Genomic DNA, 23,520 nt, shown 5'->3' on the forward strand with positions numbered 1-23,520 from the left:
GCAGCGCCCCGCCTTCCCTTACTTCCGCTGCCCCGCGCTTTCGTCACGCACGGCGCGGAACGACTCGTCCTTGCTCCAGTTCGGCCAGCTGCGCGAGTTCGCCAGCTGGTTGCCCAGGGTGTACAGCACCTCCAGGTCGCGGGCGGCGCCGGCGAACACCCAGTCCGGCTGCCACTCGTCGCCCTGCTGGTGGTAGCGCTTGGCGGTGTAGTCCTCCGACGCCTTCCTGCCAGCAGCCACGCCCCCGTCCACCCAGTCCTGTCCGGCCGACCAGGACAGCGCCGGCACGCCGCGCTTGGCGAACGGGAAATGGTCAGAGCGGAAGAACAGGCCCGCTTCCGGCTTCGGATCGGGCGTATAGCGGATGTCCCAGCCCTTGGCCACCTCTTTCAGCTGGTCCAGCAGCTCGAAGCGCGCGGCACCGTAGATGCCGAAGTCGCGCGAGGGGCCGAACGGCGCCATGCCATCCATGTTGATCACCGCCACGGTCTTCTCCAGCGGATACAACGGGTGGGTCGCGTAGTACTCCGAACCCAGCAGGCCCTTTTCTTCGGCGGTGACCGCCAGGAACAGCAGCGAGCGCTGCGGCTGCTTGCCCTTGGCGAAGCCACGGGCCAGTTCGATCAGCGAAGCGGTGCCACTGGCATTGTCCAGCGCACCGTTGAAGATGCGGTCGCCGCGGGCATCGGGCTCGCCCACGCCGATGTGGTCCCAGTGGGCGCTGTAGATCACGGTCTCGTCCGGGTGACTGCTGCCTTCCAGCCGCGCCGCCACGTTGTGCGAGGTGATCACTTCGGTCTTCACCGCATACTTCGCGTCCAGGCTGGCGCCGGTCAGCGTGACCGGCGTGAAGTCGCGCTGCTGCGCCTTTTTCTTCAGTGCCTCGAAATCCTGGCCGGCCGCGCGGAACAGGTCCACGGCCAGGTCGCGCTGGATCCAGCCTTCCAGCAGAGGGTGACTGTCGGCCGGGTTGTCGCGCACCACATCGAACATGGTGTTGGTGTTGGAGCCGGCGACCGTGGCCCAGCCGTACGAGGCCGGTGCGGTCTCATGCACGATCAGCACGCCCAGCGCGCCCTGGCGTGCGCCTTCCTCGTACTTGTAGGGCCAGCGGCCGTACCAGGTCATGCCCTTGCCGTCGAAGTCGCCCTTGCCGGTCTCGAAGTCCGGGTCGTTGATCAGCACGACCGCGATCTTGCCCTTCAGGTCCACGCCCTTGAAGTCGTCCCAGTTGCGCTCCGGGGCCTTCACGCCGTAGCCGAGGAAGACCAGCGGCGCCTTGCTGATGTCCACCGTGCTGGCGCCGTTCATGGCCGCGCGCACGGCGATCTGCTTGCCCTGCTCCAGCGCGATGGTCCTGTCACCCTGATGCAGGGCCAGCTGCGGCGTCCCGACGATGTCGCCCTTGCGCAGCGGCACGGCCTGGGTCCACAGGCGTTTGCCATCCTTCAGGTCGCCGCCCGGCTGCAGCCCGGCGTCTGCAAACTGCTTGCTCAGGTAGGCGATGGTCTTCGCTTCGCCCGCCGTGGCCGGCGAACGGCCCTCATAGGCGTCCGAGGCCAGTTCCTTCACGTCGGCGGAAATCCGCGCGCCATCGAATTTCGGCGTGGCCGCCATCAGCGCGCCCGACACCGACAGGGCCAGCACGCCCAGTGCTACTCGCTTCATTGCTCTCTCCAGCAGGGAAATCCCAGCCGAGTGTACAAAAGGGGCCCGAGGGATTTAAGGCGCTTTTGGCACTGTCGGATGGGCCCGCGCCAGCAGGTGATCGCGTTCGCGCACGTTGTCGGTGAGCGCGGCAGCGGCCTGGAACGCCTGCCGGGCGTCTTCGACCCGACCCAGGTGCTGCAGCACCTCGCCACGGACGACCTGCAACGGTGCGTAGTCACGCAGACGGTCATCGGAGAGCAGCGGCTGCAGATGCGCCCAGGCAGCGAACGCGCCCTCACTGCGCAGGATGGCTACCACCCGGTTCAACGCCACCACAGGCGAAGGCTGGATCTGCAGCAACCGCGAATACAGCCCGGCGATGCGTGCCCAATCGGTCTGGTCGGCCTGGCGCGCCGTTGCATGGCACTCGGCAATGCAGGCCTGCAGCACGTAGGGATCGTCGCTACCGCCGGCCGACAGCGCGCGCGCCAGCGCCTGCCGCCCGCGTTCGATCTGCAGCCAGTCCCAGCGTGCGCGGTTCTGCTGGTCCAGCAGCACCGGCCGGCCCTGCGCATCCACCCGCGCCGCGGCGCGCGAGGCCTGCAGTTCCATCAGTGCCAGCAGTCCCAGCACGGCGGCGGCCGGCATGCGGTGGGCGAGAATGCGCGCCAGGCGAAGCGCCTCCTCGCACAGCGCTGGTCGCATCCAGTCATCGCCGGCACTGGCGGCGTAGCCTTCGTTGAACACCAGGTAGATCGCTTCCAGCACGGAGGCCAGGCGCGCGGGCAACGCCTCGGCACGCGGCACTTCATAGGGCACCTGCTTCTGCGCGAGCGTGCGCTTGGCGCGCACCACGCGCTGGGCGATGGTCGGTTCCGGCTGCAGGAACGCGCGCGCGATCTCGCTCGTGGTCAGCCCGCCGAGCAGGCGCAGGGTCAGCGCCACGCGCGCGTCCGCGGGCAGTACCGGATGGCACGCCACGAACATCAGGCGCAGCAGATCGTCGCCAAGATCGTCTTCCAGCGCGGTGCTGTCGTCCGGTGCCGGCAGCGCGGCCGGATGCAGTGCCTCGCCCCACTGCGCATGCTGCTGCGCCACCCGCTGGTGCTGGCGCAGTACATCGATGGCCCGGTTGCGCGCAGTGGTCATCAGCCAGGCTCCAGGATTGTCCGGGATGCCCTGCTCCGGCCAACGCTCCAGCGCAGCCAGCCAGGTGTCCTGGGCCAGTTCCTCGGCGCGGCCGACATCACCGCCGAGCAGCCGCGCCAGGCGCGCGATCAACACTGGCGATTCCATCCGCCAGAGAGTCTCCAGGCGCTGGGTCAGGGAGGGCTCGTGCATGCGCCGATCACAGCATGCACGTTCCCGCCGCACAAGCACCGGCAGTCACGCTTCGACGATGGGCCTGAAACCGCCCCAGAACATCCGCCGGGTATCGAACGGCATGTCCTTCGGGCCGATGCCGGCCAGGCGCGGATCGGCCATCACCTTCGCGTTGATGCGGTCACGTGCCGCACGCGATCGGAACACCACGAAGGCCACGATCACGGTCTCGCCCGGCTTGGCCTTCACCGCACGCGGGAACGAGGTCGACGTGCCGGGCTCCACGTCGTCGGCCACGCATTCCATGTACTGAAGCGCACCGTGATCCTTCCACACCGCACCGGCCTTGCGGGCAAGGCGGCGGTAGGCCGCGACCTTGTCCTCGGGGCACGGCAGCACATAGGCATCGACGTAAGCCATGAGCGTTCTCCTGTCGTCGGGCGTGGCCGCTCAGCCCGGCTCGCCGTCCATGTGGGCGATTTCCCAGAGATGTCCGTCCAGGTCCTGGAAGCCACGCTGGTACATGAAACCATAGTCGCGCGCCGGCTGCGGTTCAGTGGCACCGGCGGCAAGTGCCTTGTCCACCATCACGTCCACTGCGTTGCGGCTGTCGGCGGACAGGCAGGTGATCACCTCGGTCTGCGCCTGCGCGTCGGCGATCGCCTTGGTGGTGAACTGCTGGAAGAACGGCTTGACCAGCAGCATCACGAAGATGCTGTCGCTGACCACCATGCAGGCCGCGTTCTCATCGGTGAACGCCGGGTTGAAGTGGTAGCCCAGTGCGGCGAAAAAGGCCTTGGACTTGTCCAGATCCTGCACGGGCAGGTTGACGAAGATCATCTGCGGTTGCGGTGTGCTCATTGCTCAGGTTCCCTGGGAAATGGAAAGAAGGCGGGCGATCAGGGCTGCTTCATGCAGTTGACCATCCACGGCTTGCCGTAGCGATCGGTCAACATGCCCCAGCGGTGCGCCCAGAACGTCTCGGCGATCGGCATCTGCACCTGGCCCCCATCGGCCAGCGCGGCGAACACGCGCTCGGCCTCCTCGATGCTGTCGACATCGACATTGATGGTGGTCGAGCCACCGTCGCCGGCACCGGGGCCGTCGGCGGCCATCAGGATGGCACTGCCGATTTCCAGCTGGCTGTGGGCCACGTGGTCAAGGGTGTCGGCCGGCATCTCGTTGCACCCCGGCGAGCCGTCGGAGGGGGGCATGTCGCGGTACTTCATTTCCGAGGTGACCTGGCCACCCAGGGCCTTGGCGTAGAAGGCCATCGCCTCGTGGGCCTGGCCGCTGAAGCCAAGGAAGGGAATCAGTTTCATCGGGGTGCTCCGTTCGGTTGAAGATGTCGAGTGTTCGCGGCGCGGCGGGGCTCAGCCTTCGAGCTGCTCGCGCAGACGCTGTTCCTGCTGCTGTAATTCGGGGGTGAAGGCTTCGCCGAAGTCTTCGGCGGAGATGAGCGGGCGCACCTCGAGCGTGCCACCACTGCCGAAGGGCGCGCGGCTGGCCCATTCCACGGCCTCGTCGAGCGAGCGGACATTCCACAGCCAGAAGCCTGCGATCTGGTCGGCGACGGGCGCGAACGGGCCGCTCTCGACCTGCGGTCCAGCGCCGCCGAAGTGAATGCGGCGGCCACGCGCGGTGGCATGCAGGCCTTCACCGGCCAGCATGATGCCGGCGGCAACCAGCTGTTCGTTGTAGGCGCCCATGGCCGTCAGCTCCTGCTCGCTGGGCAGGCGTCCGGCTTCGGAATCGGCGTTGGCTTTGACGATCACCATGACTTTCATGTGGGTCTCCCGTGGGGCGCAGGTGCGCGCCCTTCACTGTTACAACGAACGAGGGGACGGGGAATCGACAAATTCTGAAAGTTTTTTTTAGGGGGGCATCGGGCACCGGTCTCCCGCGCTGCAACATGCCCCGGCGCAAACCTGCGCGATCATGCAGGTCCGCCCCCGCCAGGATCGCGCCATGCAGCAGTACCTGCTTCTGATCTACATCGAACCTGCCTTGCTGCAGGCCCTGCCGACCGAGGCGTTCAACACCTTGATGCGCGACTGCCTGGCCCACGCCGACAGGCTGCAGGCCGAAGGCACGCTGCTGCTGGCGCAGAAACTTCAGCCGGTGGATACCGCGCAGACCCTGCGCGTCCGCGATGGCCACAGCCGGGTGCTGGATGGCCCGTTCGCCGAAACCCGCGAGCTGCTGGCCGGCTTCAATCTCATTGTCGCGCGCGACCGTGACGAGGCGATGCGCATCGCGCGCGAGTTCCCGTGGGCACGCTTCGGCAGCATCGAAGTGCGCCCGCTGGAGGACATGGACGCCGAGCGCGAGCGCTGCGGCGCCCCGCCCGCTATGGCAGCAGCCGTACTCTGACCTCGCGCTTGCCGATGCCCTCGTTGCCGCTGTAGTCGCGCACGCTGGCACGCACGATGTAGTCCCCCGGCGGCAGGGCTGCCGGCTGCCAGCGGCCGGTCTCCATCAGGCCATCGCGCACGGTGTTGGTGACCAGGTAGCGGAAACGGGTGACGGCGCTGCCGTGCACCGTGATGCCGCTGTCCGGTGCGTAGGCAACCTTTACGGCGGCATTCTGCGGCGGCATGCGGTTGAACACGATGTTCCAGCGCGGCTGCTCGTAGCCCTGCAGCGGCCGACCGGCCGCATCCAGGATCTGGTAGCCCACCTGGTACGCGCCCAGCCTGCGCCGGGCCAGGTTGTTGTCGACCTGGTCCCAGGCCTCGACCACGATCTGCACGCCCCGTCCCTGCCGCGCGACCATCACGCTGCCGTCGCTCCCCGCCGTCATCGGTTGGTCGTTGGCGTCCAGCAGCGCCACATCGGTGATGCGCGGCGCGAAGTGATCGGCGAAGTTGCGGAACCCCAGCGCGACCGCGTTGGTTTCAAAGCCGCTGGTACCCACCGCCAGATGCACGTGCGCCTGGCTGTTGATGCTGCCCAGGCGATCGCCCACGTGGATGCGCGTGCCCCGGCGCACGCGGATGCGTTCCAGCGCGCCCTGGTCGTCATACAGCGCCTGCCAGCGCGCGTCGAACGGTTCCCCGCGCGGCGTGCGGCCCACCCGCATGTGGATGTACTTCAGCCGGTCCACCGCCAGCCCTTCGCCCTGCCCGCCCAGGCTCCAGCTGGCCACCGGGCTGCTGATCTTGCCCTCGGCAATGGCCAGCACGGTCTGGCCGACATCGCCGCGCACATCGAAGCCGCCGTGCAGATGGTGCCGGCTCTCCCCCCTGAAATTGCCCCGCACCTCGCCCAGCGTGCCGACCACCTCGTGCCAGCCCTCCTGCGGTGCCAGCGGCCAGCGCCCGGCCGTGTCCGGCAGTGCTGCATCAGCGGCAGGTCCAACCAGCGCAGGGGCCGGAAGCTCGCCCACCGGCAGCGGCCGCAGCCGATGCAGCCGGTATCCGGCCGCGTCGGCCACCAGCAGGCTGCCATCCGCATCCAGCGCCAGGCCGCTGGGGCGCGCCAGCCGCGGCAGTCGGTCATTGCCCACCAGTGCGATCTGGTGGCCCTGTGCGGTGACCTGCACCACGCGTCCCTCAAGGTCGCCCACGTACAGCACGCCATCATGGGTCGCGGTCAGCGACAGCGGCCCGTTGATGACCCCGCCACTGCCGACCCACGTGCTGACCGTGCCATCGGCACCGACACGACGCACCGCGTTGTTGAACAGATCCGCCACCAGCAGGACCCCGTGCGCGTCGAAGGCCAACGCCACCGGTGTATCGAACCGCGCCTCGCCTCCTGCCGCGTCGATGAAACCAGGCCGATCGCCCCCGGCGAGGGTGCGCACACTGCCGTCGGTGCCGATCACCCGGATCCGGTCGTTCCAGGTATCGGCCACGTAGATCTGCCCCTGCGCATCCACGGCGATACCCATCGGCGCATCGAAACGTGCCTGCGCGCCGGGACCGTCGGCGTACCCCTGCTCGCCGCCGGCCACCGTGGTCACCTGGCCATCGACGCCAATGCGGCGGATCGCATGGTTGCCGGTGTCGGCCACGTACAGATTGCCCTGTGCATCGGCGGCGATGCCGGACGGCGTGTGGAAGCGTGCCTGCAATGCCGGGCCATCGACGCGACCCTCGCCCTGCCCGGCCACGGTCTCGACGCGGCCATCGGGCAGGCGGCGGCGGATACGGTTGTTGTCGCCGCCATCGGTGAAGTAGACGCTGCCATCGGCCAGCCGCAGCAGCGCGTAGGGGTCGGCGAAGCGCGCCTGCGCGGAGGCGCCATCCCGATCGCCCGGATGGCCATCACCGGCCAGCAGTTCGATCTGCGCGGTCCATGCCAGCGGCGTCGGCGCTGGTCCCGCAGGTGTGTCGGGGTGGGGTTCGTCCGGCAGCCAGAAGGTCGCTGCCAATGCACCGGCGGTTGCCACCGCAACCGCCGCCATCCAGTATCGCCGCGCCATCGTGTTCCATCATTCAACGGGGAGCGACGAACTTAGCCAGTAGTGCCACCCATGCCAACCCGCATCGGCCTCAGCCGCACGATCGGGTGCTGTTGCAGCGCGCACTTTGATTTCGTCAGGCCAGGCATCGCTGTGCTTCAGCGGCCCTACCCTGCGCTCGCACAGCGCAGCCTGGTTGGCCGGCTCCAGCGCGGTGTCGAGCAGCAGCGCGTCCGCGAACAGCTTCCAGTCGCCATCCTGCATATAGGACGCTACCGCATGGGGATGCGATCTCAGCGCGGGCTGCGGAAACGCGACGGCCCACACCTGCTTTCGCCCGTGCGATTCGCTGCTGCGCAGGTCGCGCCGTACCGCTGCGCAGGAATAGCGGATGTGGGTGGCCATGCAGGTGTTGCCCGCCATCCTGCACGATCCCAGCCGGCGGCCCTTGCCGGTGGCGAAATCGTGCCGGCTCAGGCCCAGGATCAACCGGTCGGGGATCGTGCCGAAGGTCTGCTCCAGGCGCGGATGATGGTAGTTGGCCATCGCCGTCGGCGGCTGCGCCGGTACCAGCATCGCCATGCGCAGGTTGCGCAGCGGCGGGAATCCATAGCCATCCAGACCGGCAGCGCGACGGTAGTAAGCGTCCTGCATGCCGCGCAGCGGCGAAGAGCCGTTGCCCAATGCGTTGTTCATCACGTACGCACCCGAGCTGTGGGTGAACACCCGCAACGGCATGTCCCTGTTGTCCACACCCGCCAGCACCCTGCGCAGCTCCAGCCCCACGTAGGGCCCGTTGAGCTGGGCGGCGCCCCAGATCCGGAACGCATTGCCATGCAGGCCATCCCAGTACACGCGCACGAATGACAACGTCTGCCCGCTGGCCGCCCCGCGCTCGCGGAAATCACGCTCCACCCGTTCGTACCAGGCGGCTGCCTCGCGGTAGTCGTTGTTGTAGCCGTGCACGAGCAGCACCACCACACGGCCGTCCTCCGCCGCACGATCCAGCTGCTGCGAGGCGCGCGCACGCAGCACCTGCTGGATCTGCTGCCAGGTGTCGGTGAAGGCGGCGTCGGGCGTCACCCCGGTATCGGCAAGCAGGCTGCGCCACGCCGCTGCCGAGGCGGCACCTGGCACTGCCGACTGCTGGTAGAGATGCCGGAGCGTCGCGAACTCCGCCGACGACGGGCGTGCCCCTTCCAGCATCTGCTGCACCGGCACCGCCACGCTGGCTGCGGGGTAGAGACTGCCCTCACGGTCCAGGAACAGCGCGGTTGCGTCCTGTCGTCGTTCGGCATCGCGATACAACACGTTCTTGCTGGCACAGCCATTGCATGCGATCGCGAACAGCAATGCCGCGACCACGCTCCTGATAGGCTTCATGCACATCCCCCTGTGGATTCGATGCTGCAGGCCGGATTGTCCCTCGACGCCCGGGCCGGCGCTCCCCCGCCCACCCGTGCAGCGCCATCCTGCCGCGGCCGAGGGGCGCCCACAATCACCGTCCGACGAGTGGCTACTTTGCCGGCACCTCGATGCGGATGCCCATCGCCTCGCGATAGCGCGTGTACAACGCCATCACCTTGTCCACGTAGGCCAGCGTTTCCGCGTAGGGCGGTACGCCCTTGTAGCGGGTCACCGCGCCGATGCCGGCGTTGTACGCGGCCGCGGCAAGCGTGCGGTCGCCGTTGTAGCGGCGCAGCAGCGCGCGCATGTAGCGCGCGCCACCGTCGATCGACTGCTGTGGCGAGAACGGGTCGCTCACCCCGTACTCCAGTGCGGTCTCGGGCATCAGCTGCATCACGCCCTGGGCGCCCTTGCTGGACACCGCCAGCGCGTCGAAGTTGCTTTCGGCGTGGGCGATGGCACGCAGCCAGGCATCATCAACACCGGTCGCCTTCGCTGCCGCCCTGAACTGCCGCGCGTGCGGCGCCAGCTGCGGCTTGCCGACCCGGCCCAGGCCCTCATGCGCAGGCTCGCCCGGCGGCGTGGCCACGGTGAATTTCAGGAACACCCGCGAGCCCGGCAGATTGCGGGTGGAATAGACCAGCCGGCCGTCCTGCTCACGTTCGTACAGCACGCCGCTGAACACCCCCATGTTGCCCCACAGGTTCGGGGTCTGGATGGCGTTGTCGTCGATATCTCGCGCGGTGCAGCGCGAACCGGGTTCCGGCGCGGTGGCCAGGCTGACGGTGTTGCCCTGCACGCAGCGGTACACCGTGCGCGCAGCCGCCGTCCCGGCCCACAGGAGGGGCAGCAGCATCAGCGCAGCGAGGACGGGGCGGCGGGTCATGGCGGCCGGATCATCCGGCCGCCCCCGCTAACGATGGGTGAATGCGGTGGCGGCCGCGCCCCTAGCGGGCCATCCGGCCGCGCAGCGCGTAGCCCACGCCCAGCAGCACGAACCACGCCGGGCTGGCGATCAGGGCCTGGCGGGTATCGGCCTGCAGGCTCAACAGGACCAGCACGCCCGCGAAGAACACCAGGCACGCCCAGCACATCGCCACGCCACCGGGCATCTTGAAGATCGAGGCCTCGTGGCGCTGCGGGTAACGGCGGCGGTAGACCATGTAAGCCACCAGGATCAGCGACCAGACGAAGATGAAGAGCACCGTCGCCAGCGTCGTCACCAGGGTGAAGGCGGTCACCAGATTCGGGATCAGGTAGATCAGCAGCGTGCCGCCCAGCAGGCACAGGCAGGAGAACAGCAGCCCGCGGGCCGGCACCGCCGCGCGCGACAGTTTCGACAGGCCGCGCGGCGCGTGGCCTTCTTCCGCCAGGCCATACAGCATGCGGCTGGTGGAGAAGATGCCGCTGTTGGCCGAGGACGTTGCCGAGGTCAGCACCACGAAATTGATCAGGCTGGCGGCGGCAGGGATCCCGGCCAATACGAACAGCTGCACGAACGGGCTCTTGTCCGGCACCACCTGCCGCCACGGCGTCACTGCCATGATCGCCACCAGCGCAAGCACGTAGAAGATGATGATGCGCACCGGGATCGAGTTGATCGCCTTGGGCAGGTTGCGCTCCGGGTCGGCGGTTTCAGCGGCGGTGGTTCCCACCAGCTCGATGCCGACGAAGGCGAACACCGCGATCTGGAAACCGGCAAAGAAGCCGACCAGTCCCATCGGGAACATGCCACCGTCGTTCCACAGGTTGGCCAGCGAGGCGGTGTGCCCGCTGGGCGAGGTGAAGCCCCACGCCACCAGGCCGGCGCCGGTGATGATCAGCGCGCAGATCGCCACGATCTTGATCAGCGCGAACCAGAACTCCATCTCACCGAACAGCTTCACTGTCACCAGATTCAACCCCAGCAGCAACAGCACGCACATCAGTGCCGGAATCCACGCATCCAGGCCGGGGAACCAGAACTGTGCGTAAGCAGCGATGGCGATGACATCGGCGATGGCGGTGACGATCCAGCAGAACCAGTAGGTCCATCCACAGAAGAAGCCGGCCCAGGGCCCAAGCAGATCGGTGGAAAAATCGATGAAGGATTTGTACTGCAGGTTGGACAGCAGCAGTTCGCCCATCGCGCGCATGACGAAGAACAGCATCGCGCCGATGATCAGGTAAACGAATACGATGGACGGGCCGGCCAGGCTGATGGTCTTGCCCGATCCCATGAACAGACCGGTGCCGATGGCACCGCCGATGGCAATCAGCTGAAGGTGGCGGTTGGACAGGCTGCGGCGCAGATGCTCGGGGGGCTGGGCAGGGTCGGTCATGGCGCGGAATCGGCGGGCGAAGCGTCCGACGGTAGTCCTCCCGGGCCGGTTGCGCCAGCTGGGGACGGGCTGAATCCGGCAAAGTTGGCCGCTTTCACCACAATGTGACCGAATACCTGATTCGTCCCATTCCGCCCGGCGCGGCGGCATGCTCAGATAGCCGCATCTGCCCAAGGATCGGCCCGACCATGCGCCCTGCCCTGCCTGCCTTGCTGGAGCCCCGGACGTGAGCCGACTGCGGATCATCATCGGGGGAACCGCGCTGGCGCTGCTGGCGGCGGCCATTCCCATCGCCGTCATGGCCTACGCCACGTGGGACCGCGCCGTGAGCGTGGAGCAGCAGCGCCTGCATGACATCGCCGAACGCACCCTGCGGCGTGCGGACCTGTCCTACCAGGAAGCGCTGGCCGCACTGAAATCCGCCGAGGCCACCGCACTCCCCGCCTGCAGCCCGGAGCACATCCGGCGCATGCAGACGCTGGTGATGACCACCCCTTCGGCCGATCAGCTGGGCTATTTCGAAGGCGGCAAACTGCGGTGCACCTCATGGGGGCCGTTCCTGTCCGACGTGAACCAGCCCAGGCCGGACCACGTCACCAGCGACGGCGCCGGCATCGCGGTCGATGTGCGTCCCGAGACCAGCGGCCGCCGCAAGGTGCTGTCGATCCTGTATGGCTCCTACGACGTACTGGTCGATCCCCGCCGCTTCGTCGATGTCATCGTTGATCCGAACGTGCGGCTGGCCCTGGCCAGCCCCGACGGCCGCCTGCTGGCCCGGCAGAACGACATGGATCCGGCGCTGCTGCAGAGCCTGCTGCGCGATCCCGGCATTGGTCTGGACCAGAACACGCTGTACGCCACCGCTCGCAATGAAGAATGGCTGGCCATCGCCACCACCCCGCGGACCGCGCTCACCGCCAGCTTCCGCCAGCAGGCGTGGCTGTTCGTGCCGCTGGGCGTGCTGCTGGCCGCCGCCGGTGCCGGCCTGGTGATCTGGTTGTCGCGCCGCCGGCTGTCGCTGCGGGGTGAACTGGCCACCGCCATCCGCCGTCGCGAGCTGTACCTGCATTACCAGCCGATCATCGAACTGGACACCGGCATCTGCGTGGGCGCCGAAGCGCTGGTGCGCTGGCAGCGTCCGGACGGCACCCAGGTGCGTCCGGACCTGTTCATTCCGCTGGCCGAAGAGGCCGGCATGATCGGCGATGTCACCGATCTGGTGATCGAGAACGTGGTGCGCGACCTGCGCGAACTGCTGGTCGGCGATCGCAGCGCGCACGTGGCGATCAACCTGGCGGCCGAAGACATCAGCAGCGGCCGCGCGTTGAAGATGATCGCCAAGCACATGACCGGCAGCGGCATCCTGCCGCAGCAGATCTGGATGGAGGCCACCGAGCGCGGCTTCCTCGACCTGGACCGCGCCCGCACGATGCTGGCCGCGGCGCGCCGCGCCGGGCACAGCGTCGCCATCGACGATTTCGGCGTGGGCTATTCCAGCCTGCAGTACCTGGCACAGCTGCCACTGGATGCGCTGAAGATCGACAAGTCCTTCGTCGATGCGATCGGCACCGACAGTGCCACCAGCCCGGTCACCCCGCACATCATCGGTATGGCACGCGAGCTGGGCCTGTGGGTCGTGGCCGAAGGCGTGGAGACAGAAGCACAGCTGGCCTATCTGCACGGCCAGAAGGTGCAGTTCGGGCAGGGCTGGCTGTTCTCCCGGCCGCTGCCACGCGACGAATTCGTGGCGTTCCACCACAAGCGGCAGCAGCGCTACGGCGCAGCGCGCGAACAGATGCAGAACCCGCGCAGCGTACCGATCGAACAGGAGCCACTGCCGTAAGCGTTACGCCCAGGCCTTCGGGCGTGCGATCAGCCACGCCGCACTTGCCGCCAGCAACAGCAGCGGCAGCCAGCCCAGATGGCGCGCGTCGCCGGACTGCAGCACCAGGCCGCCGGCCACGCCGCCGGCCGCAATGGCCAGGTTCCAGCCGGTCACCAGCATCGACTGTGCAAGGTCGGCCGCCGCGCCGGCGCGCCGCGCCAGTGCCGTCTGGAACAGGGTCGGCACCGCGCCGAACGCCACACCCCACACGATCGTCGCCAGCAGCAGTGCGGTCGCGCTCACCGGCCACAACAGCAGCGCCATGACGGCGGCGATGAAGCCCAGCACCGTGCTCCAGACCAGCGCATGCAGGTGGCGGTCCACACCCCAGCCAGCGATCGCGATACCGACAAGGGCCGCCATGCCGAACGCCAGCAGCAGGCGGTCCAGCCAGGCCCCCGCACCGGCCTGCAAGGCCAGAGGCTCGATGTAGGTGTACAGCACGTTGTGCGCGAGTACGTACAGCGCCATCACCAGCAAGGTGCTGCGCACGCCCGGCATGCGCCATACCGCAGCCAGCGACACACGCCGTCCGGAACCAGCTGCGGGCAGGGCCGGCAGGGCCCGGCGCGCATAGACCAGCAGCAGCACTGCCAGCACGCTCATCAGGGCGAACGCCCAGCGCCACCCGATCTGCTGGCCCAGCAGGGTACCGGCTGGCACGCCCAGTGACAGGGCCAACGGCGATCCGATCATCGCCACCGCGATGGCGCGTCCCTGCAGCTCAGGCACCACCATGCGCGCGGCGTAACCTGCCACCAGCGACCACAGCAGGCCGCCACTGACGCCGGCCAGGAAGCGCGCCGCCAGAATCAGCGCGTAGCTGCTGCTCAACGCGGTCAGCGTATTGACCAGCACGAAGCCGGCGATCGCGGCCAGCAACAGGGGACGACGCGGCAAACGCTGGGTCAGCGCGGTCATCGGCAGCGCCGCCAGTACCGAACCCAGCGCGTACACGCTGACCAGCTGACCCACCGCCGCATCGCTCACACCCAGGCTGGCGCCCATCGGCCGCAGCACCCCGGCCGGCAGTGTTTCCGTCAGCAGGGTGATGAAGGCACCGCCGGCCAGCGCCAGCAGGCCGGCCCAGGGCAGACGCGAGGCCGCACCCGCGGGGGCTGCCGCATCGATCGCGTGGCCACTCATCGTGCAGCCTCCAGATCGGCGTAGATCGCATCGCGCAGTTCATCCACGAATGCACCGTCCATGCCCTCGTATAGCGTATTGGTCAGCGCCACCACGCTCAGGCCCCGTGCCGGGTCGACGAACCAGCTGTGGCCGTAGGCACCGCCCCAGCGCCAGCTGCCTGGCGCCTGCGGCGTTGCGCCGGCAACCGCATCGCGCAGCACGGCAAATCCCAGGCCGAAGCCCCAGCCTGCCGGCTCCGGCGGCCCCGCCTCACCCACCTGCGGCGTGCCCATCTGCGCCAGCAGCGGGGCCGGCAGCAGCGCAGGCGCCTGCCCGTCGCGCAGCGCCTCGAGCACGGTCATCAGGTCGTCGGCCGTGCCGACCAGGCCCGCGCCGGCCGATGGATAGCGGCTGGCATCGGTGGCCCGGGCCAGGCTGTACTCGATACCGACCGTTTCCGGGAACACCGGCACGACCTCGCCCTCGCGCAGGCGGTGCGGCAGCGGGTCGTCGCTGACATAGGGCGTGGCCAGGCGGCTCGCGTCGCCGGTTGCGAAGGCGGTGTCGCGCAGGCCGAGCGGCGTCGCCAGCAGGCGCTCGAACAACGCCTGCAGGGTCTCGCCGGTTGCGGCTTCGGCCACCGCCCCGGCCACGTCCACGCCCAGCGAATACATCCACTGGCTGCCCGGCGGGAACAGCAGGGGCACCTGTGCGATACGCCGCACGTTGTCGGCCAGCGACAGCGGATTGGCATCCATGCCATCACTGACGCCGGCCCGCGCGTAGGGGCCGTGCGCATCGGCTTCCAGGAAGCGGTAGCCCAGGCCGCTGCTGTGACTGAGCAGCTGGCGCAGGCTGATGGCCGGCGTGCTGCCGTCGGCGAGCGCCGGCCGGAAATCGGGCAGCCAGCGCTGCACCGGCGCATCCAGATCAAGCACGCCCTCGGCGACCAGGCGCAGGATCACCACCGTCAGCAGAGGCTTGCTCACCGATGCCAGGCGGAACAGATGGTCACGGCGCATCGGTTCGCCGCGTTCACGGTCGGCCAGGCCGGTGGCGCTGGCGTGGCGCAGCACCCCGTGCACACGCACCTGCACGACCGCACCGACCAGCCGATGAGGGTGCACCTGCTGCAGCAGGCGCTGCACCGACGGCAGGGCGGGTTCAGTCACTGGGGAAAGAGCGGCATTCATGACGGCAGTCCGTGGGAGGAGAGGCCGCCACCTTAGGCAGCCTGGACGCCGGCAAAAAGCCGGTTGCCGCTCCGCGCATCATGGACCGGGGAGTCCGCAATGGGCATGATGCCCGGAACCGGAAGGCCATCATCGCGCGTCAACGCGCTGCATCACGCTGTTGCATTCCCCCCGCCGCTGCCCAGCCTGCCACGCCCATGTCCGTTCTCGACAATCTCGCCAACCTGCAGACCTTCGTGCATGCCGCCGACACCCGCAGCTTCGTCGAAACCGGGCGCCTGCAGGGCATTTCCGCCTCCGCGGCGGGCAAGTGCGTGGCCCGGCTGGAACAGGCCCTGGGCGTACGCCTGTTCCACCGCAGTACGCGCAGCATCACCCTCACCGCGGAGGGCCAGCTGTTCCTGGCCCGTTGCCGGCGCATCCTCGACGAGCGCGATGCCGCGCGTACCGAACTGGCGCAACCGCATGCCACGCCCAGTGGCACCCTGCGCATCAGCCTGCCGCTGGTCGGCGACCTCACCCTGCCGCTGATGGCCGAATTCATGGCGGCGTATCCGGACATCCGCCTCGACCTGGACTTCAGTGACCGCCTGGTGGACGTGATCGAAGAAGGCTTCGACGCAGTGCTGCGCGTGGGTGAGCCCAGCGATTCGCGCATGAACGCGCGTCGGATGGGGGTGTTTCCCCGGCGTGTCGTTGCCTCGCCTGCCTATCTGCAGCGGCGTGGCACGCCCCGCACCCCGGCCGACCTGCTGCAGCACACGCTGCTGCACTACCGCTTCCCCAGCAGCGGCAAGCTGGAGCCATGGCCGATCCACTGGCCCGAAGGCGAACCCGTGCAGGAACTGCCCGTGCACATGGTCTCCAACACCATCGAAGCCCGCGTGGCCCTGGCCCTGCGCGATGTCGGCCTGGCCTTCGTACCCGTGCATTCAGTGCGCGATACGCTGGCCGACGGGCGCCTGGTGACAGTGCTGGACGAGTACGTGCACTCCTGCGGCACCTTCCACCTGTTGTGGCCCTCGGGGCGCCACGTACTGCCGAAGCTGCGCGTGTTCATCGACTTCGTCGGCGCGCGCCTGGACACCGTGCCGTAGCCACGCCGCGGCGCGACCGTTCAGCCGCCGGCGCTATACTGGCCGCTCATTCCTCCTTGAGGCTCGCGACCGATGCGCCATTGATGCCGCCGTCTTCGAACTAGACGGCCCGACGCTTCCCGCCCCTGTGCGCAGGGGAGAACACGGCATCCATGGAGGTCGCATGACCGCACATTTCCTCACGCTCGATCGCGTGTCGTATCGACTGGCCGATGGCCGGTCGCTGTTTTCAGACCTGTCGTTTTCCTTTGAACCGGTCGCCACCGGCCTGGTCGGCGCCAACGGTGCCGGCAAGAGCGTGCTGGCGCGCCTGCTGGCGGGGCAGATCACGCCGGACAGCGGCGACGTGCACCGCAGCGGCAACGTGTTCCTGCTGCCCACGCCCGGCCACCCACCCCGTGGCAGCGTCGGCGAACTGGCCGGCGTCGGCCCGCAGCTGGCCGCACTGGCGCGGATCGAGGCTGGCAGCATCGACGAGGCCGACTTCGCCTGCATTGGCGAGCATTGGGATCTGCGCGAGCGGCTGGCACAGCACTGGCAGGCGCAACAGCTACCGGACGATCTCGATCCTGCGCAGCCGGCGGCCCGCCTCAGCGGTGGCCAGGCGATGCAGGTGGCGCTGTCCGGCGCCTGGGCCAGTGGCGCCGACTGGCTGATTCTGGACGAGCCCAGCAATCACCTCGACGCCCGCCATCGGCAGCAGCTCTACGCGCAGCTGCAGCAGTGGACCGGCGGTCTGCTGGTGATCAGCCACGACCGCGAGCTGCTGTCGCACATGCAGCAGATCGTCGAGCTGGACGCGCACGGCCTGCGTCGCTACGGCGGACCCTGGCAGCACTATGCCGAGGCACGCGCCGCCGAGCGGGACGCAGCGGACGCACAGCTTGACCACGCACGTGCGCAGCACCGGCGGCAGCAACGCAGCGCGCGCGAGCAGCACGAACGCCAACAGCAGCGGCAGGCACGCGGCACACGCGAGGCGAAGCAGGCCAACCAGGCACCGATCCTGCTCGGCCGGCAGAAGCAGCGCGCAGAAGCCAGCCACGGGCGTGCGCAGCAGATCCAGAACGAGCGCCTGCAGGCCAGTGCCGCGCAGCTGCGCGCCGCTTCATCGGCCGTGCAGGCCACACCCGAGCTGGCCCTGTTTGCAGGCGAGGGCGAACGTGGCAGTACGCGCCTGCTGCAGGCGACTGATCTCGTACTGCCGTACGGTTGCAGCCTGCCGTTGCAGCTGGAGATCCGTCGCCGGCAACGCATCGCCGTGATCGGCGACAACGGCAGTGGCAAATCGACCCTGCTGCGTGTGCTGGCCGATCACCTGCCCGCCCGCAGTGGCGCCGTGCAGCGCCTGGCGCCGCTGGCCCTGCTGGACCAGCAGCTGCTGGGGTTGTGCGGTACGCGCAGCATTCTGGACAGCGTGCAGGCCGCCAACCCCGCCGCCGATCCTGGCGAGCTGCGCACGCGCCTGGCGTTGCTGGGGCTGGATGCGCAGCGCATCCAGCGTCCCGCCAGCAGCCTCAGCGACGGCGAACGGGTGAAGGGCGCACTGGCCAGCGTGCTGTATGCCGACCCGGCACCCCAGCTGCTGCTGCTCGACGAGCCCGGCAATGCCCTGGACCTGGGGGCACTGCAGGCGCTGGAACAGCTGCTGGATGCATGGCCGGGTGCGTTGATGATGGTCAGCCACGACCGTCACCTGCTGCAGGCCTTGCGGCCCACGCAGGTACTGCAGGTAACAGCAGACGGTTGGCAATGGCACGACCCACGCCCTTGAACCCCTCCCGTCAGCGCTTCCACACCGGGAACGACTGAGGCAACTGCTGCCACAGCAGCGGGCCGGCGCGGAGCTCCTGGTCATCCAGCAGGCACGCGTCCAGTTCCGCGCGCACCGCGCGTTCATCCATGTGCACGCCGATCACCACCAGCTCCTGCCGACGGTCCCCCCATAGCGGATGCCACAGCCGCGCCATCGCGGCATGCGCGGCGCGATCCGGGAAGTCCTCCACGCCCGGCAGCGGAGCGCTCCAGCAGTTGGCCTGCTGGCGCGCCCAGCCCACATCGCTGTACGGCAGGGGCGTCGGCGGCAGCAGCGGCGTGGTGTCTTCCAGGCCTGCACGTACGCGATCACGCGCGGCGTACCAGAACCCTGCGGCCTGCGTGCGCGTTGCCGCGCCAACCGCGTTCAACTCGCCCACCCAGTCCATGCGGTTGGCCAGCCAGAACCAGCCCTTGCTGCGGATCACGCCGGGCATGCCACTGCGCAACGCGCGCGCGAAACGGGCCGGATGGAACGGCCGCCGTGAACGGTAGACGAAACTGGCAATGCCGTACTCTTCGCTTTCCGGCGTGTGCTCGCCACGCAGCTCCTTCACCCAGCCCGGTGCGCGCTGCGCCCGCTCGAAGTCGAAGCGGCCGGTATCGAGCAGTTCCGTCAGCGGTACATCACCGAAGCTGGACAGCAGCAGCTTCGCATCGCGGTTGAGGCCGCGCAGCACGGCCAGCGTGTCCTGCACCACTTCCTCATCCACCTGGTCGATCTTGCTGACCACGATCACGTCAGCGAACTCGACCTGCTCGCAGAGCAGGTCGACTACCCCGCGGTCGTCGTCCGGTCCCGCCTGCTGGCCACGCTCGGCCAGGCGCAGGGTCGATCCGAAGTCGGCCAGGAAGGCACTGCCGTCGACCACGGTGACCATCGTGTCCAGCCGGGCGATGTCGCTCAGGCTGAAGCCCTGCTCATCGCGCACCGCGAAGGTCGCGGCCACCGGCATCGGTTCGCCGATACCGGTGGATTCGATCAGCAGGTAGTCGTAGCGGCCGCTGTCAGCCAGCCGCCGCACTTCCTGCAGCAGGTCCTCGCGCAGCGTGCAGCAGATGCAGCCGTTGCTGAATTCCACCAGCGTCTCTTCGGTGCGGCGCAGTTCGGCGCCACCGTCGCGCACCAGCTGCGCATCGATGTTGACCTCGCTCATGTCGTTGACGATGACCGCCACGCGCAGGCCCTCGCGGTTGCGCAGGATCTGGTTGAGCAGGGTGGTCTTGCCGGCCCCCAGAAAGCCGGACAGCACGGTGACGGGCAGGCGGCGGTCGGCGCGGGAAACAGTGTTCATGTCGGAGCGGTCTGGCTGCGGGAAAGAAATGTTACTGTATAACAATTGTTACGCAAGGAACCTCCCCATGAAGTCCCCTTCCCCCGCACTGCTCGATGCCGGAGCCCTCGCCCTGTCGAGCCTGTGCCTGCTGCACTGCCTGGCGCTGCCCCTGCTTGCCGCCGCGTTGCCACTGTTCGGCGCCTGGGCCCAGGCCGAATGGGTGCATCTGCTGTTCGTGGCGATCGCCCTGCCGCTCACCGGCTACGCCCTGTGGCGGGCCGACCGCCGCCATCGCCTGCCCGTCATGGCCTGGACCGCGGCCGGTCTCGGCCTGGGCCTGCTGCTGGCCGGCGCGCTCGAGCTGCCTTCGCATGCCTGGGAAACGCCGCTGACCGTCACCGGCAGCCTGCTGCTGGCCGCCACCCACATCTGGAACGCGCGGCGCCGGCACCGCCACTGCTGAGCATCGCCGACGGCCCGCTCGGCGTTACTTCCCGTAACGCCGCAACAGTTCGACCAGCACCTCGGCCTCCGCCGCCCGCTGCTGCGGGTCTTCAGCCCCGACCACATGCTCCTGCAGGTGCTCGTGCAGCAACTCCATCAACAGGCTGTGGGCCGCACCACGCACCGCCGCAACCTGCACCAGCACGTCCGCACAGTCGCCCGCTTCACCCTCGGGCCTGTCCAGCGCCTGCTCCAATGCCGCCACCTGGCCGCCAATGCGGCGCACCCGGGTCAGCAGCTGTTTTCGATTTCTGTGTACATGTGCCATGGGTGGATCGTATACCCTATGGGGGTATCAACTCCACCCGCCGGTCACTCCATGCATCTGGACACACTCGCCGCTGCCCGTCGCCACGACCATCGCTTCGACGATGGCAATCCCCTTGCCGAACGCAATACCCGCCGCGCCCTGTGGCTGACCGTCGGCATGATGCTGGTGGAGATCGTCGGCGGCTGGTGGTTCAACTCCATGGCCGTGCTGGCCGACGGCTGGCACATGAGCTCGCACGCACTCGCGCTGGGCCTTTCGGTGTTCGCCTACCGCTGTGCACGGCGCTACGCGCACGACCCGCGGTTCGCCTTCGGCACCTGGAAGATCGAGATCCTGGCGGGCTATACCAGCGCCATTGCCCTGCTGGGTGTCGCCGCGCTGATGGCCGCGCAGTCCGTGCAGCGGCTGTGGGTTCCCGCGCCGATCCATTACGACGAAGCCATCGCCATCGCCGTGGTCGGCCTGGGCGTGAATCTGCTCTGTGCGTGGTGGCTGCACGACAGCCCCGGCCACGCGCATCATGCGCATGGGCACGACCACGCGCATCATCACGGGCATCACCACGATCACGTTCATGCCCCTTCGCATGGCCACGATCTCAATCTGCGCTCGGCCTACCTGCACGTGCTGGCCGACGCGGCCACCTCGGTGCTGGCCATCGTCGCACTGCTCGGCGGCAAACTGCTGGGCCTCACCTGGCTGGACCCCGTGATGGGTCTGGTCGGCGCCGTGCTGGTCACGGTGTGGGCGGTCGGCCTGCTGCGTGACAGTGGCCGCATCCTGCTCGACGCGCAGATGGACGCGCCGGTGGTGGCCGAGGTCCGCGAGGTGATCGAGCAGGGCCCATGGCCGGCACGCCTGGCCGACCTGCACGTCTGGCAGGTGGGCCGGGGCAAGTACGCGGTCAGCGCCAGCGTGGTGACCAGCGACGCCCGCCTTGATGCCGATACCGTGCGCCAGGCGCTGGCGATCCACGAGGAGCTGGTGCACGTGACGGTCGAGATCCATCACAGCCCGTCCTGACAGCGCCGAGCCCTCGCCCGGGCTTCAGAGCTTCAGCATCATCCGCAGCAGGTACATCAGCAACGGCAGCGCACTCAGCACCGCGCCCACGATACCGATCCAGGGCCAACGCTCGCCCCGCACCCGCGATGCCACCGCCAGCCCGCATCCCACCAGTGCCGAGCCCAGCACACCCACCCCCAGGCCCGCGGCGAGGCCATTGCCTCCCGCGGCCACCGCCGCCTGTGCCGCAAGCGTGCCTGCAGCCCACCCCACGACCAGGCCCAATCCACTGGCCACTCCGCACCACGGTGCCTTGCCCTGTGCCATTGCACGCGTCCTCTTGCCGAATTTCTGTACGGGCCACGCCCGGCTGCTGCCTACACTAGCCGCACCTGCCTCGTCGGGACATCCCATGCGCGCGCTTCGCCTGCTGCTGCCCGGTGCCCTCCTGCTGCTCACCGCCTGCGGCGGCGATGCGCGGCTGCCGTTCTCCTCCGATGCCCTGCAAGGCTGCTTCGCCACCAGCCCGCGCAAGACCGCCGATTTCCGCATCGAGCGCGAAGGCAGCCAGTACTTCGTTTCCTTCAATCGCGATGGGCAATGGCAGCGCGACCCGAACGGGCTGCACAAGGCCACCTCCAGCGAGATCAGCCGCTACTTCCGCGACGATGCGGCACAGATCGACAGCGCCGTGATCCGCATGGCCGGCGGCTTCGGCCTCTTCCACTTCAACAGCGGCGCCACGCTGAAGGGCAAGGCCAGTGACAGTGACTACATGGCGCTGATGCTGATCGGTGCCGGGCCGGTGTATGCGGTGAAGTGCGATTGATCGAAGTGCAGGGATTCAAGCGGATGAGGAAAGTTTCAAATTCGACCAGGCACAACTTCGGTCACAATCAAGATGCCGGATATTGTTGAGCCTACTGTCTCCGCAACCATGAAACGGAGACTCACACATGAGCAGACGCGCGCGGATGCTATGTTTAGCGGCGGCCATGGCTGTACCTGCGTTCGCAGAAACACCCTTGAGTGTCGACAGAACGGAGTTGGACTCCAAGGGCGAGATCATCATCGTTCGTCGTACAACCTGGCCAGACTTCGACGGAGCACACATCCAGGTTGACCAGCATCTCAAGCCAGATGGATTTGGACGCCTGATCTATCGATACAGTGACCAGTCGGAAGCCACCAAGCTCTATCATCAGGCCTTCTGCGCCTCGATGGATATGGAACCGTCTCAGGGGGAAGGGACGATTGAAGGGCCGGCGGCGGGCTGGGTATGCACTCGTGAAAATGCCCCCGGCAGCTGCGTTGGGATCCAACACCGCTCTTTCTATCCTTCATGGCAGCTGCGGTACCATGCCCTCCCCCGAACCACCCGATGCCTGCCGTGCCCCACTACACCGGCCCTCTGCTGACCCGCGACAGCGCCGACGCCCTGCGTCGTGCCCATGACAAGGGTGCACCCGAGTGGCAGGGCTCGCTTGACCTGGGGCGCAGCCAGGACACGGTCACGCTGGATGCTGACGGCTTCAGCTTCCGCGGCCAGCACTACCCGTGGCCGGGCAAGCTGAAGGACCGCACGCTGTACTACTGGGAGGGCGAAGACTTCGCTCCCATCTCACGCTACAGCGGTTCACTGATCAAACTGGTGCCTACCGAGTGGGGTGCGCCGACCTTCGAAATCGACGGCATCAAGATGCTGCCCACCTCGAAGCTGTCGCCGTTCGAGGACGCGCGCCGCAAGGTCGAGCTGGTTGCACCGGCGGGCAAGGCGCTGCTTGATACCTGCGGTGGGCTCGGCTACTTCGCCGCCTGCGCACTGGAGGCCGGCGTCGGCCAGATCCGCTCGTTCGAGAAGAACGCCGACGTGATGTGGCTGCGCACGCTCAACCCGTGGTCGCCCGATCCCGACTCGGCCGCTGCCGGTGGTCGCCTGCACTTCAGCCAGGGCGACGTCTCGCAGCAGATCGAGCAGATCGCCAGCAACAGCGTCGATGCGACCCTGCATGACCCGCCGCGCTTCGGCATCGCAGGCGAACTGTATTCGCAGGTGTTCTACGACCATCTCGCCCGCGTCCTGCGCAAGGGCGGCCGCTTGTTCCACTACACCGGCGCGCCCAACAAGCTCACCAGCGGCCGCGATGTGCCGCGCGAAGTGGCCAAGCGCCTGGAAAAGGCCGGATTCAAGGCCGAGCTCGCGCTGGACGGCGTGCTGGCGGTCAAGCGCTGAGCG

At 68.3% G+C, this 23,520-nt stretch carries 23 protein-coding genes; 8 read left to right on the forward strand and 15 right to left on the reverse strand.

Annotation, left to right across the window (positions count from 1 at the left end):
* Positions 1-18: 18 nt before the first annotated feature.
* From AC5P5M_RS16195 to AC5P5M_RS16220, 6 genes are read right to left on the reverse strand one after another with little or no spacing between them, the layout of a single operon-like run.
* Complete coding sequence (locus AC5P5M_RS16195) at positions 19-1,668, reverse strand: M28 family metallopeptidase (RefSeq protein WP_053518851.1); 1,650 nt, start codon at positions 1,666-1,668, stop codon at positions 19-21.
* A 54-nt stretch (positions 1,669-1,722) separates the two neighbouring features.
* Positions 1,723-2,991, reverse strand: a complete 1,269-nt coding sequence (locus AC5P5M_RS16200; protein ID WP_065175393.1) for an RNA polymerase sigma factor — start codon at positions 2,989-2,991, stop codon at positions 1,723-1,725.
* A 45-nt stretch (positions 2,992-3,036) separates the two neighbouring features.
* A complete protein-coding gene (locus AC5P5M_RS16205) occupies positions 3,037-3,393 on the reverse strand; it encodes a DUF1428 domain-containing protein (RefSeq protein ID WP_053518847.1) in 357 nt (118 codons plus the stop codon).
* A gap of 30 nt (positions 3,394-3,423) precedes the next feature.
* Entirely contained in the window at positions 3,424-3,834 is a 411-nt protein-coding gene (locus AC5P5M_RS16210) for a VOC family protein (protein WP_065175394.1), read from the reverse strand.
* A gap of 38 nt (positions 3,835-3,872) precedes the next feature.
* The gene (locus AC5P5M_RS16215; protein ID WP_164151011.1) at positions 3,873-4,295 is read right to left on the reverse strand and encodes a VOC family protein; all 423 of its coding nucleotides are present in this window, start codon (positions 4,293-4,295) and stop codon (positions 3,873-3,875) included.
* 51 nt (positions 4,296-4,346) lie between these two features.
* Complete coding sequence (locus AC5P5M_RS16220) at positions 4,347-4,760, reverse strand: YciI family protein (protein ID WP_053518842.1); 414 nt, start codon at positions 4,758-4,760, stop codon at positions 4,347-4,349.
* Positions 4,761-4,941: 181 nt separating this feature from the next.
* Here AC5P5M_RS16220 and AC5P5M_RS16225 point away from each other — a divergent pair, with 181 nt between their 5' ends.
* Positions 4,942-5,346, forward strand: a complete 405-nt coding sequence (locus tag AC5P5M_RS16225; protein WP_065175397.1) for a YciI family protein — start codon at positions 4,942-4,944, stop codon at positions 5,344-5,346.
* Here AC5P5M_RS16225 and AC5P5M_RS16230 read toward each other — a convergent pair.
* From AC5P5M_RS16230 to cycA, 4 genes are all read right to left on the reverse strand, one after another.
* The gene (locus AC5P5M_RS16230) at positions 5,324-7,402 is read right to left on the reverse strand and encodes a gluconolaconase (protein ID WP_495206145.1); all 2,079 of its coding nucleotides are present in this window, start codon (positions 7,400-7,402) and stop codon (positions 5,324-5,326) included. The two genes, AC5P5M_RS16225 and AC5P5M_RS16230, sit on opposite strands and share 23 nt — an antisense overlap.
* Before the next feature lie 9 nt (positions 7,403-7,411).
* Positions 7,412-8,764 (reverse strand): hypothetical protein, encoded by a 1,353-nt coding sequence (locus AC5P5M_RS16235; protein WP_495206146.1) that lies wholly within the window; start codon positions 8,762-8,764, stop codon positions 7,412-7,414.
* Between the two features lie 133 nt (positions 8,765-8,897).
* Positions 8,898-9,674 carry a transglycosylase SLT domain-containing protein gene (locus AC5P5M_RS16240; protein WP_197571260.1) on the reverse strand — a complete coding sequence of 259 codons (777 nt, stop codon included), beginning with the start codon at positions 9,672-9,674 and terminating at the stop codon, positions 8,898-8,900.
* A gap of 61 nt (positions 9,675-9,735) precedes the next feature.
* Complete coding sequence (gene cycA, locus AC5P5M_RS16245) at positions 9,736-11,109, reverse strand: D-serine/D-alanine/glycine transporter (RefSeq protein WP_164151019.1); 1,374 nt, start codon at positions 11,107-11,109, stop codon at positions 9,736-9,738.
* A 226-nt stretch (positions 11,110-11,335) separates the two neighbouring features.
* Here cycA and AC5P5M_RS16250 point away from each other — a divergent pair, with 226 nt between their 5' ends.
* Positions 11,336-12,952 (forward strand): EAL domain-containing protein, encoded by a 1,617-nt coding sequence (locus tag AC5P5M_RS16250; protein ID WP_065182542.1) that lies wholly within the window; start codon positions 11,336-11,338, stop codon positions 12,950-12,952.
* Between the two features lie 3 nt (positions 12,953-12,955).
* On the opposite strand, the gene AC5P5M_RS16255 is transcribed toward AC5P5M_RS16250, so the two are convergent.
* Positions 12,956-14,140: an MFS transporter gene (locus AC5P5M_RS16255; protein WP_262218507.1), complete on the reverse strand. Its 1,185-nt coding sequence runs from the start codon at positions 14,138-14,140 to the stop codon at positions 12,956-12,958.
* Positions 14,137-15,315: a serine hydrolase domain-containing protein gene (locus tag AC5P5M_RS16260; RefSeq protein WP_180875805.1), complete on the reverse strand. Its 1,179-nt coding sequence runs from the start codon at positions 15,313-15,315 to the stop codon at positions 14,137-14,139. Before AC5P5M_RS16260 ends, AC5P5M_RS16255 begins: the two co-directional genes overlap by 4 nt.
* Positions 15,316-15,512: 197 nt before the next feature.
* On the opposite strand from AC5P5M_RS16260, the gene AC5P5M_RS16265 reads away from it, so the two are divergent.
* Both AC5P5M_RS16265 and AC5P5M_RS16270 read left to right on the forward strand, forming a co-directional pair.
* Positions 15,513-16,412: a LysR family transcriptional regulator gene (locus AC5P5M_RS16265; RefSeq protein ID WP_495206147.1), complete on the forward strand. Its 900-nt coding sequence runs from the start codon at positions 15,513-15,515 to the stop codon at positions 16,410-16,412.
* A 163-nt stretch (positions 16,413-16,575) separates the two neighbouring features.
* Positions 16,576-18,186, forward strand: coding sequence for an ATP-binding cassette domain-containing protein (locus tag AC5P5M_RS16270; protein WP_065182546.1), 1,611 nt, complete (start codon positions 16,576-16,578; stop codon positions 18,184-18,186).
* A 10-nt stretch (positions 18,187-18,196) separates the two neighbouring features.
* On the opposite strand, the gene AC5P5M_RS16275 is transcribed toward AC5P5M_RS16270, so the two are convergent.
* Positions 18,197-19,522 carry a GTP-binding protein gene (locus tag AC5P5M_RS16275; protein WP_495206148.1) on the reverse strand — a complete coding sequence of 442 codons (1,326 nt, stop codon included), beginning with the start codon at positions 19,520-19,522 and terminating at the stop codon, positions 18,197-18,199.
* A gap of 67 nt (positions 19,523-19,589) precedes the next feature.
* On the opposite strand from AC5P5M_RS16275, the gene AC5P5M_RS16280 reads away from it, so the two are divergent.
* Positions 19,590-19,967, forward strand: coding sequence for a MerC domain-containing protein (locus AC5P5M_RS16280; RefSeq protein WP_164151030.1), 378 nt, complete (start codon positions 19,590-19,592; stop codon positions 19,965-19,967).
* Positions 19,968-19,991: 24 nt separating this feature from the next.
* Here the strand turns inward: AC5P5M_RS16280 and AC5P5M_RS16285 are convergent, their stop codons facing one another.
* Positions 19,992-20,276, reverse strand: coding sequence for a metal-sensing transcriptional repressor (locus AC5P5M_RS16285; RefSeq protein ID WP_049417302.1), 285 nt, complete (start codon positions 20,274-20,276; stop codon positions 19,992-19,994).
* Positions 20,277-20,327: 51 nt separating this feature from the next.
* Here AC5P5M_RS16285 and dmeF point away from each other — a divergent pair, with 51 nt between their 5' ends.
* Positions 20,328-21,302 (forward strand): CDF family Co(II)/Ni(II) efflux transporter DmeF, encoded by a 975-nt coding sequence (gene dmeF / locus AC5P5M_RS16290; RefSeq protein ID WP_053518816.1) that lies wholly within the window; start codon positions 20,328-20,330, stop codon positions 21,300-21,302.
* Positions 21,303-21,326: 24 nt separating this feature from the next.
* Here the strand turns inward: dmeF and AC5P5M_RS16295 are convergent, their stop codons facing one another.
* A complete protein-coding gene (locus AC5P5M_RS16295; protein WP_312555000.1) occupies positions 21,327-21,611 on the reverse strand; it encodes a hypothetical protein in 285 nt (94 codons plus the stop codon).
* A gap of 85 nt (positions 21,612-21,696) precedes the next feature.
* Between AC5P5M_RS16295 and AC5P5M_RS16300 the strand changes: the two genes are divergently transcribed.
* Positions 21,697-22,113, forward strand: a complete 417-nt coding sequence (locus tag AC5P5M_RS16300) for a hypothetical protein (RefSeq protein WP_197600626.1) — start codon at positions 21,697-21,699, stop codon at positions 22,111-22,113.
* Positions 22,114-22,674: 561 nt separating this feature from the next.
* The gene (locus tag AC5P5M_RS16305) at positions 22,675-23,517 is read left to right on the forward strand and encodes a class I SAM-dependent methyltransferase (RefSeq protein WP_495206166.1); all 843 of its coding nucleotides are present in this window, start codon (positions 22,675-22,677) and stop codon (positions 23,515-23,517) included.
* Positions 23,518-23,520 lie beyond the last annotated feature (3 nt).

Source organism: Stenotrophomonas sp. YJH_SMC_106-19, assembly GCF_059368375.1.